The sequence below is a fragment of the Alteromonas sp. Cnat3-28 genome, from assembly GCF_022348265.1.
Classification (GTDB): Bacteria; Pseudomonadota; Gammaproteobacteria; order Enterobacterales; family Alteromonadaceae; genus Alteromonas; species Alteromonas macleodii.
The window spans coordinates 142,525-154,154 of sequence record NZ_JAKREY010000012.1; the positions used below are offsets into that span (position 1 = coordinate 142,525).

Annotated in this window: 9 protein-coding genes; 4 read left to right on the top strand and 5 right to left on the bottom strand. The window is 45.2% G+C overall.

Going from position 1 to position 11,630, the window contains the following annotated elements:
- Positions 1-8 precede the first annotated feature (8 nt).
- Positions 9-734 (bottom strand): 1-acylglycerol-3-phosphate O-acyltransferase, encoded by a 726-nt coding sequence (locus MHM87_RS13665; protein WP_239259606.1) that lies wholly within the window; start codon positions 732-734, stop codon positions 9-11.
- A 205-nt stretch (positions 735-939) separates the two neighbouring features.
- On the opposite strand from MHM87_RS13665, the gene MHM87_RS13670 reads away from it, so the two are divergent.
- Complete coding sequence (locus tag MHM87_RS13670) at positions 940-2,079, top strand: HD domain-containing phosphohydrolase (RefSeq protein ID WP_075176830.1); 1,140 nt, start codon at positions 940-942, stop codon at positions 2,077-2,079.
- A gap of 62 nt (positions 2,080-2,141) precedes the next feature.
- Here the strand turns inward: MHM87_RS13670 and glnG are convergent, their stop codons facing one another.
- From glnG to glnA, 4 genes are all read right to left on the bottom strand, one after another.
- On the bottom strand, positions 2,142-3,551 hold the full coding sequence (glnG, locus tag MHM87_RS13675) for a nitrogen regulation protein NR(I) (protein ID WP_239259608.1): 1,410 nt from the start codon (positions 3,549-3,551) through the stop codon (positions 2,142-2,144).
- Positions 3,541-4,626 (bottom strand): nitrogen regulation protein NR(II), encoded by a 1,086-nt coding sequence (glnL, locus tag MHM87_RS13680; protein WP_014950590.1) that lies wholly within the window; start codon positions 4,624-4,626, stop codon positions 3,541-3,543. Before glnL ends, glnG begins: the two co-directional genes overlap by 11 nt.
- A 130-nt stretch (positions 4,627-4,756) precedes the next feature.
- Positions 4,757-5,374 carry a DUF4124 domain-containing protein gene (locus tag MHM87_RS13685; protein WP_239259610.1) on the bottom strand — a complete coding sequence of 206 codons (618 nt, stop codon included), beginning with the start codon at positions 5,372-5,374 and terminating at the stop codon, positions 4,757-4,759.
- Positions 5,375-5,622: 248 nt separating this feature from the next.
- Entirely contained in the window at positions 5,623-7,032 is a 1,410-nt protein-coding gene (gene glnA, locus MHM87_RS13690; protein ID WP_239259612.1) for a glutamate--ammonia ligase, read from the bottom strand.
- Positions 7,033-7,488: 456 nt separating this feature from the next.
- Here glnA and typA point away from each other — a divergent pair, with 456 nt between their 5' ends.
- The 3 genes from typA (at position 7,489) to MHM87_RS13705 (ending at position 11,499) form a co-directional block, all read left to right on the top strand.
- Positions 7,489-9,321: a translational GTPase TypA gene (gene typA, locus MHM87_RS13695; protein ID WP_049588246.1), complete on the top strand. Its 1,833-nt coding sequence runs from the start codon at positions 7,489-7,491 to the stop codon at positions 9,319-9,321.
- 361 nt (positions 9,322-9,682) lie between these two features.
- Positions 9,683-10,060: a response regulator gene (locus tag MHM87_RS13700; RefSeq protein ID WP_014950586.1), complete on the top strand. Its 378-nt coding sequence runs from the start codon at positions 9,683-9,685 to the stop codon at positions 10,058-10,060.
- A 263-nt stretch (positions 10,061-10,323) separates the two neighbouring features.
- Complete coding sequence (locus tag MHM87_RS13705; RefSeq protein ID WP_239259615.1) at positions 10,324-11,499, top strand: PatB family C-S lyase; 1,176 nt, start codon at positions 10,324-10,326, stop codon at positions 11,497-11,499.
- Positions 11,500-11,630 lie beyond the last annotated feature (131 nt).

An 11,630-nucleotide genomic window follows, 5' to 3' on the forward strand; every position in this document is an offset into this window, starting at 1 on the left:
ACGCAAGTTTACCTTCTTTTTTCCAGTTCATCGACCTGTGTATTAAGCGCATCAAACTTTTGTTTCATTTCATCGTTAAAATGCACCATCCACTCTTTAATTGTCTTGTCTTCGCTCAAAGCCTGAGGGGCAGCTATATCAATAAGCACAATGCCGTTATTCCAACGGTTCCATTTTACTTTATTGTGCAAATTGCTGGCGGTTACCATGACAACCGGTTCGTTGGTGGTCTTAGCTAGGCGAAACGCACCTTGTTTGAAAGGTAATATGCCTCTGCCATAGCTTCGTGTACCTTCTGGGAATAGCCATACCGACGTTTTCTTTTTCGCAATGCGTTTTGCAGCAATATCGAGTGTATTACGGGCTTTACCGGAATTCTTTCTATCAATCATGATATTGCCTGACAACCAATAGATTTGGCCGAAAATAGGGATCCACTTTAAGCTCTTTTTGCCAATGGTTACCACGCCAGGCAGTGCAGCTTTACAGATAGTGATAACGTCGAAACTGTTTTGATGATTGGCGATGTAAACGTAGGGCTCGTTTATTTTAACCGCAGGATCTTTCTTTATAATAATTTTGAGACCTACGACCTTAGCCATAAGTGAATACATACTACCCGCAATATGCACGTTATCTTTGTGAAAAGGTCGTGCGATACAAACAATCAGCAGAACGATGTTAATGAGTAAAAAGGCGATAAAAAGTGCCGGAATGCGGAATAAAGCGATCAAAACAACTCCTAGATACAATTGACGCGCGCAGTATAGATGAAGTTTCAGCGTACACTTGTCCGATGAGTTTTTACAGTGCGGAAGGTATAGTTGAGCAATAAGTTGGAAAAGTGGCTATGTTTCTCACCTTTAGTATGAGGAAATTTTGCCGATACCCAATTACAATAATAAAAAGCGCAATCGAACCTAACTCGGTAACCACTATATGCAGACATTTACTCCAGACGACCTAGAAGAAGATATTCTTGCTGACCTTATGGAGGAAATAAACGAACTCTATGAATCAAGTGAACAAACCTTGATTGAATTAGAGCTTCGTCCGGAAGACAACGAATTGCAGCGTGCTCTGTTTCGCTCAATCCACACCATTAAAGGTGATTTAGGCCTGGTTAACTTCTCTCCCATGATCCCGCTTTTGCAGCATGTAGAGGACTTGCTAGATTATTTGCGCAAAGGGCAGGTGGCCTACACAAGTACTATGAGTGACTTGGTATTGCTTACTATGGACAGAGTAAAAGCCTTTGTAGAGGCTGTAATGGCCAATGGCAAAGCCGAATACGATGACAATCTTCACAATCAGCTGGTTTTAGCTATCGGTCGTGTGACGCCTGAAAATACTGCTGAGCATGAAAAACGCCTTACCGAAGCGGTCTTATTACTTAACCCAGCGTTAGATATTGTTGCGGATGAAGACGACCCACAAAACGTTCAGATAAAGCCCCCTACGTTAGCGGCTACAGGTATCCCTAAAGATATTAGTAGTGAAAAGAAGCAAGATATTCTATTTTTCCGCGACTTAATGCAAACCATTGAACGCCGCTCCAACTACTGGTCTGGTCGTGGTGATCGCATTGCCAAACTGGCTATGTATATTAACGACGTGGCCGAAAACCCTATAGACGAAGATCAGCTTGCCGTAGCCAGCTATGTACATGACTTCGGAATGGCCTTCATGCCATTGAAGCTTTTGCACAAAGGCGATGCGCTAAGCGATATCGAATTTAATCTTATGCGCTCTCATGTGTATAAAAGCGCCCGTTTGTTAGAGCACCTAGACCAATGGGATATGGCGCGCAAAATCGTGATGCAGCACCATGAACGCACTGATGGAACAGGTTATCCATTGGGGCTAAAAGAAGACGATATCTGTGAAGGTGCGAAGTTATTAGCCATTGTTGATACCTACGATGCAATGACACACCCAAGAGCGCACAATGAAGATAACGTACTTTCTAAAAAAGAGGCGGTGATAGAAATAAATCGAAGCGCCAAGGGCCAGTTTAGTATGAAGTGGGTAAGGCATTTCAATCAGGGAATGACGGCGCTACTGACGAAAGGACATTAGGTAGCAAGCCGCTCATAAGCTAGCAGTGAGTTCCCTGCTAGCTTACGGCGTAATCACTAGGGTTAGTTCACGCCCAATTCTTTTAACTTTCTTGTTAGGGTATTTCTTCCCCAACCCAAGCGTTTAGCCGCATCTTGTTTGTGGCCATGAGTGTGCTGAAGTGCTCGCTCAAGCATAATACGCTCAAACGTCAGCATCGCGTCGTTAAGAATATTGTGATGGCCGTCGCGAAGCTGTTTATCAGTCCAGCTTGCCAACAAATCTGGCCACTCACCCGATTCAGCGCTAGGTTTTTCAATACTGCTATCGCTGTGAATTTCCGGTGGCAGATCGCTGGGCAGCACTTCTTGACCACTCGCCATTACCGTTAACCAGCGACACACGTTTTCTAGCTGCCTTACGTTTCCAGGCCATGGTAGCTGAGACATTACGCGCTCAGCGTCTTTCGATATGCTTTTAGCTTCTACATCAAGTTCTTTGGCTGCTCGGCGCAAGAAGTGACGGGTCAGTAGTGGAATATCTTCGCGGCGCTCGTTAAGTGAAGGAAGGTGCACTCGGATAACGTTTAAGCGGTGGAATAAATCTTCCCTAAACTTACCTTCAGCAACCCTTTGTTCTAAATTCTGGTGAGTTGCAGCGATGATGCGTACGTCCACACTCACTGATTGATGTCCACCGACACGATAAAACTGGCCGTCTGCAAGCACACGTAAAAGGCGGGTTTGTACATCTAACGGCATATCGCCTATTTCATCTAAGAACAATGTTCCGCCGTCGGCTTGTTCGAAGCGGCCTTGGCGAGCTGCCTGGGCTCCGGTAAACGCGCCCTTCTCATGGCCAAATAGTTCTGATTCTACAAGGTCGGCAGGAATGGCGGCCATATTAAGGGCGATGAAAGGTTTACTTGCTCTTGGGCTGTGCCTATGAAGGGCGTGCGCCACAAGTTCTTTACCCGTTCCTGATTGCCCGTTAATTAGCACGCTAATTGAAGAGCGAGACAAGCGACCTATGGCACGAAACACTTCCTGCATGGCAGGTGCTTCGCCAATAATTTCCGTTACTACGTCTTCCACTTGCACTTTAGATACGGTGGACTGCTCTCTGGCATGTGCTAGCGCCCGCTGGGTTAAGGTTACTGCCTCGTCGATATCAAATGGCTTCGGCAAATATTCAAAGGCGCCTTTTTGATATGCGTTAACTGCGCTGTCTAAATCCGAATGCGCCGTCATAATGATAACGGGGAGCATAGGGTGCGAGGCATGCACTTCGTTCAGTAACGTCATGCCGTCCATTTGTGGCATTCTTATGTCTGAAATGATGACTTCAGGGGCTTGGCCGCTTTGAAGTTGAAGCAATAAATCTTCAGGGTTTTCAAAACTTAAGCAGCTGATATCTGCTGCTTGTAAGGCCTTTTGCAGCACCCAACGAATAGAACTGTCATCATCGACAATCCACACAGACTCATTCGTCATCGTCTGTCTCCTTACGATCTATTGGTATGTAAATTACGAACTCAGTGTGACCAGGGTAGCTATCTACATCTATTTTGCCGCCGTGGTGGTTTATAAGGGTCTGTGAAATAGACAAACCCAACCCAGAGCCATTTTGCTTGCTTGTGACCATGGGGTAGAAAAGTGTGTCTTTTACTTCAGCCGGAATACCCGGGCCGTTATCAATAATTTTTATTTTTGCTACCAGCGCGTGACGCTTCGTTTGAATTGTCATTTGGCGCTCTATTCGCGTAATTAACCTAATTTGTGGGTTGGGGGTTTGGCTCTCGGTTAATGCCTGAACGCTGTTGCGCACAATATTGAGCACCGCTTGCTGAATCATGTCAGGGTCTAACATAAGCGGTGGTATGCTGGGGTCATAGTCGCGAACTATGGTAATGGGATTGTCTGAGTCAAAGCGCATTAAGCTGCGTATTTTTTCAAGCGCTTGATGCACGTTGCTTTCTTCAAATCGAGGTAGTGAATTTGGTCCAAGCAATCGATCAACTAAGTTTCGCAGACGGTCAGACTGCTCAATGATCATGCTTGTAAATTCTTTATGCTCGTCAATCAGCTCTTTTTCTAATAGCTGTGCTGCACCGCGAATACCACCAAGAGGATTTTTGATTTCGTGTGCAAGGCCGCGAACCAATTCCCGTGCTGCGTAATGCTGCGCGTTTTGTAAAGTTTCTCGAGAAATTCGCTTTTGCTGGTCAATCTTTTTAACTTCAAATAGCAGTCGTGGGCCGTCTTCGAAGTGCAAGTTGGTAACGGTTAGGTCGGCAGATACATAGCGGTTATCTCGAAAAGCCAACTTAATTTCGTTTTCGGTGAAATCTTCACCTTTTCTGATGGCAGCTTTAAGTCGGGTGGTTTCTATTGTGCCCGGCAAGAAAAAATCTTGAAGTGGATGCCCAATAAGTTGTTTTAATCCAGTCTCAAACAAAGCTTCACCAGCGTGGTTGGCGTAAACAATCGTAAGTTTGTTGTCTACCATTACCAGTGCGGTATTTAGGCTATTGATTAGCTGTTGTGTTTCTAACTCGGTGGAATGCATCCGAGCTCGTCTCCTTTGCACCATAATTGTGCATTGTAGCTTGCAATGATGAGTTGCGCGAATAAAGAGCTCAATAAGAAATGTTCACTGAACCTCTATGGTGCGCATACATGACAGTGGTTGCACGCTATTAGTTATTAATTAACGCCGATGCCTGATGCAGGTAAAGGGTTTGTAATGGAGACGATGCAAGAGTCTTGCCCGTATTGTTCGTGAGTTCAACTTTATAGGTATGTGCCCCACGATGGATACCAGTAAGCTTAAAGACGCCTGAACTATTGCTAGCTAATGGGGCGTCGTCAAAGATTAATCGGTAGATTGGCGCTTTGGGTGCACCAGGTTGTGCGGCAGAAATAGTGAATTCACCCAAGTTATTGCGAATTGTCGCTTCTGGTGCAGGTGACTTAATGACTACGCGATAGTTGGGCTTGGGGGCAGCCGGCTTCGCAGGGGGAGGTGGGGTAACCTTTGCCGCGGTTACTACGTTTTGCGTTTTTACATCGAAAGCTAGGGGTTCTGCGTTTAGCTGCGGCTTGTCGGTGTAAGTCACAGAGCCGTCTTTACCTACCACCTTGTATATGGTCATTGGAGAGGTAGCTGCGGCTGATGTTGCATTGCTGCTTTGTCCGGTTTCGCTTTCTTGTGCTTCTTGCTGGGTACTTTCTTGGCTCAGCATTTCCGCTTGCACAGGCAGTAAGCCATTGCCGCTACTTAGTAATAGCGAAATTAAGCAAATGTGTCGCGTCATGTAGTGCACGTGTCGTTACCTAATCAATGTGGTTTTGGCTAGCTGGCTAATTCATATAGCTTGCTATGTTTGGCTTATGGATAACCTTTCTAGTTGTATGCAGATGCAAGCGGGCAAAGCCCTGTGCGCAGTTGATACAGCATGAAAGAGTATTCATTAGCATAGCTATAAAAACATAGTAGATAAATCGTACGCATAAAAAAAGCCCGCAGAGCGGGCTTTAGTATAAATTGCTATACAGTGCGAAATTACACGCTGTAGTACATGTCGAACTCAACAGGGTGAGTAGTCATGTTAAGTTTCGTTACTTCTTCAGACTTAAGATCGATGTATGCATCAATCATGTCGTCAGTCATAACGCCACCAGCTTTAAGGAAGTCACGGTCGTTATCAAGAGCTTCAAGTGCCATTTCTAGCGAGCTTGCCACTGTTGGAATTTCAGCAGCTTCTTCTGGCGGTAGGTCGTACAAGTCTTTATCCATTGAATCACCAGGGTGGATCTTGTTCTTAATACCGTCGATCCCCGCCATAAGCATAGCAGTGAACGCTAGGTATGGGTTAGCTGTTGGGTCAGGGAAACGTACTTCAATACGACGTGCTTTATCGCTAGTTACGTGAGGAATACGAATAGACGCAGAACGGTTACGTGCAGAGTATGCAAGCATTACCGGTGCTTCGAATCCAGGAACCAGACGCTTGTATGAGTTAGTAGAAGCATTAGCAAACGCGTTGATTGCGCGTGCGTGCTTGATGATACCACCAATGTAGTAAAGTGCTTCTTCAGAAAGGCCTGCGTACTTGTCACCTGCAAAGATGTTTACGCCATCTTTAGAGATAGATTGGTGACAGTGCATACCAGAACCATTATCGCCAACAAGCGGCTTAGGCATAAAGGTAGCTGTTTGACCGTATGCGTGTGCAACGTTGTGAACAACATACTTGTAAACTTGAATTTCGTCAGCTTTCTTAACTAGCGTATTGAATTGGCAAGCAATTTCGTTTTGGCCAGCAGTTGCTACTTCGTGGTGGTGCGCTTCGATAACAAGGCCCATCTCTTCCATAACTAGACACATTGCAGCACGGATATCGTGAGCAGAGTCCACTGGTGGTACTGGGAAGTAACCGCCTTTAACGCCAGGGCGGTGTGCCATGTTGCCGCCTTCAAACTCTTCGCCAGAGTTCCACTTAGCTTCAGAAGAGTCAATCTTGAAGAAAGAACCCGCCATGTCAGTGTGGAAGCGTACGTCATCAAAAAGGAAAAACTCTGGCTCTGGGCCGAAGAAACATGTGTCACCGATACCAGTTGATTTTAGGAATTCTTCTGCACGACGAGCAACTGAACGTGGGTCACGCTCATAACCTTCCATTGTTGAAGGTTCAACGATGTCACAACGGATATTTACTTGTGTTTCCTCAGCGAAAGGGTCAACAACGCAGCTTGTTGCGTCTGGAAGAAGAACCATGTCTGATTCGTTGATGCCTTTCCAGCCAGCGATTGAAGAACCGTCGAACATTTTACCTTCTTCGAAAAACTCTTCATCAACTAGGCCCGCAGGGATAGATACGTGTTGTTCTTTACCTTTTGTATCGGTAAAACGTAAATCTACAAACTTCGCTTCACTTTCTTTAATCAGCTCTAATGCCTTTTCTACTGACATCGTGTCCTCCAGGTTTAATGTAAAAATGCGGAATGATCAGCTTCACTCCAACAGTGGCAAAAGTGAAAGCGATTATCATGCCATCTATATGTCTACCGATTTCAGTGGCATAGACGGGCATCTATCACTTCCGCTTGGATTAGATTGCATCATATTGGTGCAACGTTGCACCAATATGGCGTTTCATGCTCATTTGCACGTCAATCAGCCTAGATTACTTTGTAGCGTATAGCTACCAAATAAGATTAATTAGGTGCAACAGGGCTGGTTGTTTGTTGAACAAGTGTTTAAAAACCAATAAAACTCGTTTCCATCAAAAAAAGATGCGCAAACGTCGTGGTTTTTCTGTACAATCCGCGCAAATTTTTCTATCTGCATTTTTTTGCAACAAATCTAACGCATACTCCTTTCCACTGAATTGGAGTAGACGTTGATTTACACAGGCTCTATATAAGCATGAATACCACTGATATTAATAAATTGCGTAACATCGCAATCATCGCCCACGTTGACCACGGTAAGACCACCCTGGTAGACAAACTGTTACAGCAGTCTGGCACCCTTGAATCTCGAGGCGAGCAAGAAGAGCGCGTAATGGACTCGAACGACATCGAGAAAGAACGTGGCATTACCATCCTAGCTAAGAACACAGCGATTAACTGGAACGACTACCGTATCAACATCGTAGACACTCCAGGACACGCTGACTTCGGTGGTGAAGTAGAGCGTGTAATGTCGATGGCTGACTCTGTACTTCTACTTGTAGATGCACAAGAAGGTCCGATGCCACAAACCCGTTTCGTTACGCAAAAGGCATTTGCTCAAGGTCTTAAACCAATTGTTGTTATTAACAAAATCGACAAGCCTGGTGCGCGTCCTGATTGGGTTATGGATCAAGTTTTCGATCTATTCGACAACCTAGGTGCAACTGACGAACAGCTAGATTTCCAAGTTGTTTATGCGTCTGCACTTAACGGTTGGGCATCACTAGATGCAGATACTAAAGAAGACGATATGACGGCGTTGTTCCAAACTATCGTTGACCAAGTTTCTCCACCTGATGCAGATATCGATGGCGCATTCCAAATGCAGATCTCTCAGCTTGATTACAACTCATACGTGGGTGTAATCGGCGTAGGTCGTGTTAAGCGTGGTTCTGTTAAGCCTAACCAACAAGTAACGGTTGTTACTGCTGATGGCAAGAAGCGCAACGGTAAAGTTGGCTTGGTATATGGTTATCTTGGTCTTGCTCGTCACGAAGTTGAATCTGCGCACGCGGGTGACATCATTGCAATTACAGGTCTTGGCGAACTTAAGATCTCTGACACAATCTGCGACGTGAACACAGTAGAAGCGCTTCCTCCACTAACGGTTGACGAGCCTACAGTAACCATGACGTTCCAGGTAAACACCTCGCCGTTTGCAGGTAAAGAAGGTAAGTATGTAACGTCACGTAACATCCTTGAGCGCCTTAAAGACGAACTAGTACACAACGTTGCACTTCGCGTTGAAGAAATGCCTGATCCTGACAAGTTCCGCGTATCTGGTCGTGGTGAACTTCACCTAGGTATTCTTATCGAGAACATGCGTCGTGAAGGTTACGAGCTTGCAGTGTCACGTCCAGAAGTAATTCTGAAAGAAGTTGACGGCGCAACGCAAGAACCATACGAAACCTTGACTATCGACTGTGAAGAACAGCATCAGGGTTCAATCATGGAACAGCTTGGTCTGCGTAAAGCAGAAATGACTGACATGTCTCCTGATGGTAAAGGTCGTGTACGTATCGACTTTATCATTCCAAGCCGTGGCCTAATTGGTTTCCAAACAGAATTCATGACGTTAACGTCGGGTTCTGGTTTGCTATATCACACGTTCGATCACTATGGTCCGTACAAAGGCGGTATCATTGGTAAGCGTAAGAACGGTGTTCTAATCGCTAACGCAAACGGTAAAGCACTAACTAACGCCCTGTTTAACCTTCAAGAACGCGGTCGCCTATTCATCGGTCACGGTGTTGAAGTGTACGAAGGTATGGTTATCGGTATTCACAGCCGTGACAACGACCTTACTGTAAATGCCCTTAAAGGTAAGCAGCTTACTAACGTTCGTGCATCGGGAACTGATGAAGCGCAAACACTTGTTCCGCCTATCAGAATGTCACTTGAGCAAGCGCTTGAGTTCATCGATGACGACGAACTAGTAGAAGTAACGCCTGAATCTATCCGTATTCGTAAGAAGCTTCTTACAGAAAACGAGCGTAAGCGTGCATCACGTGCACCTAAGTCTTAATAGCTTCTAAGACTTAATTCGATTTTAAAAATGCCAGCGTCAGCTGGCATTTTTTTTCCATTTTGCCGATGAGTTTGGCCTGCAATCTTTTAAATCGTGTCTCAACTTACACACCGTCACTTCCCATCAAAAAAGCTGCTTTCTAGCATTATCACTAAAACGTTAGAAAAAGTTTAAATATCGACCAAAGGTTAGTGGTCAAAAGCGTTCAGAGATTCTATGCTTGAAAATATCAGTCCGCGTAGATCAATACCCAGCGAGCATTTATCTATGCGGATTGGTACAATAGACTGACGCCTTAACACGTGAGCTAAGTCGTTGTAATATTTACGGCTAATGACCAAAAAAAAGGGGAAGGGTAGTGTTTTCTGTAGCAGTAGTTGAAGATGATCCTATCACGCTTGACCTTATTACTGACGCGTTGGAAACGCAGTTAGACGCCACCGTGTATCCATTTACACGTAGTAAATTTGCAAGGGATTTTTTGCTGCAACAAACCGCAGAATCTATCAGCTTGATCATCAGTGACCAAGTAATGCCGGATTATGATGGACTAAGTCTTCTAAAAACCTGCCAGTCTTCGGGTTTGGACGTTCCATTTTTACTCATCACTGCCGACCCTAACAAAGAGTTAGTGATAGAAGCGCGTAAGCTTCAGGTTACCGGTTTCCTTGCTAAGCCACTCAATATGGAAGAGCTAGTTCAAAAATCGAGAGAGGCGGTGTCGCAGGCCAGCTAAGCCTGTAGGTTGTTTTTCATTTTATGTATCGCACGCTAAAGGTGTGCATGCGAGCCAAAAATCTACTTCGTGGTTAACGATGACAACGTAAAACAGGTTAGGATAGCAATGCGCAATTTACCTTTGGCTTTAACGTGTTAATTTATCTCTATTAAAGTACATTTCGATATAGAAAATTCGGGTTAATTCATCTCACGCCCCTAGTTTATGAGGCGCTAAAATTCTACACTGTTGGCATAAGTTTTTATGCAACAGGATGTAATGTGAGCGCCTTATTCGATAATACCCCTCCCAGAAAAGACACATTTTCGTTTAAATGGCAAAAGTACAAAGGGAAAGACATCATTCCTGCGTGGGTTGCCGATACTGAGTTTCGTTGCGCGCAGCCAATTCTAGACGCCATTTCGGGTCAGGTTGAGCATGGCAACATGGGTTACATACTGCCTGCACATCACGAAGGCGCCATTCAGGCTGTAGTGAGATGGCTTAAAGATAAGCATAATTGGGAAATTCAACCCGAGTGGCTAGTGTGGACACCAGGTGTTGTGCCAGCGTTTAACGTAGCGTGTAAAGCCTATTGTGAACCCGGTGATAAAGTACTTATTCAAACACCTAATTATCCGCCTCTACTGGCTGCCCCAAAACTAAATGGTCTTGAACGAGTAGATATAGGCACGGTAGTGCAAAATGCCGACGGCACGAGTTCTGATAATATTTCAGGTGTCGAAGGTGCGCGCTATACGTTAGATTTTGAAGCATTAGAAAGAGAAGCGGCTGATCCTAAATGTAAGCTGTTTATTCTTTGTAACCCAATGAACCCGGTAGGTTCGGTGCTTACTAAAGCTGAATTAGATCGCATTGCTGAAATTTGTAACGCGAACAACGTTAAGCTATGTTCTGATGAAATCCACTGCGACCTTATTCTAGAAGAAGGCAAACAGCACATACCGGCGGGCCGCGAGTCCAACCTTGCTGAAAATAGCGTCACGCTAATGGCTGCCAGTAAAACATTTAATATTGCTGGTTTGGGAACGTCTTTTGCCATCATCCCTAATCGCCAACTGCGTCAGGCATTTACCAATGCCGCCGCGGGCATCGTACCTTGGGTTACTGTATTGGGCTTAGCGGCTACAGAAGCAGCATTCACTCAATGTGACGAGTGGCATCAGCAGCAACTTACCTACTTGCGTGAAAACAGAGATATGGTGTTTAACACAGTAAACAGCATTGACGGGCTTAAAATGCTCAAAGCCGATGCGACGTTCCTAGCGTGGGTAGACGCCAGTGGACTAGGTGTAGAGAACGTCCAGCAGTGGGCCGAAGAGAAAGGCGTAGGCCCGTCACCAGGCATCGACTTTCACAAGGCAGATCATTTCAGAATTAACTTTGGCTGCAGTAAAGCGATGCTCCAAGATATTCTTCAACGCCTCGCCAGCTAAAAATTGGGGTCAGAGTCTGAGGGATCCCCACGAATTTAATTTCATATGCCTCCGGCCCAGGCTGCGTCAATTATGGAGCTGTACCATTTGAGTGCAGCTTTCCACTGTCGCATAGTAAATCGTATTCGACA

Coding starts and splice junctions, on each gene's coding strand:
- typA (WP_049588246.1), top strand. CDS start 7,489: ATGAATACCACTGATATTAATAAATTGCGTAACATCGCAATCATCGCC.
- glnG (WP_239259608.1), bottom strand. CDS start 3,551: ATGACGAATGAGTCTGTGTGGATTGTCGATGATGACAGTTCTATTCGT.
- glnL (WP_014950590.1), bottom strand. CDS start 4,626: ATGCATTCCACCGAGTTAGAAACACAACAGCTAATCAATAGCCTAAAT.
- MHM87_RS13685 (WP_239259610.1), bottom strand. CDS start 5,374: ATGACGCGACACATTTGCTTAATTTCGCTATTACTAAGTAGCGGCAAT.
- glnA (WP_239259612.1), bottom strand. CDS start 7,032: ATGTCAGTAGAAAAGGCATTAGAGCTGATTAAAGAAAGTGAAGCGAAG.
- MHM87_RS13670 (WP_075176830.1), top strand. CDS start 940: ATGCAGACATTTACTCCAGACGACCTAGAAGAAGATATTCTTGCTGAC.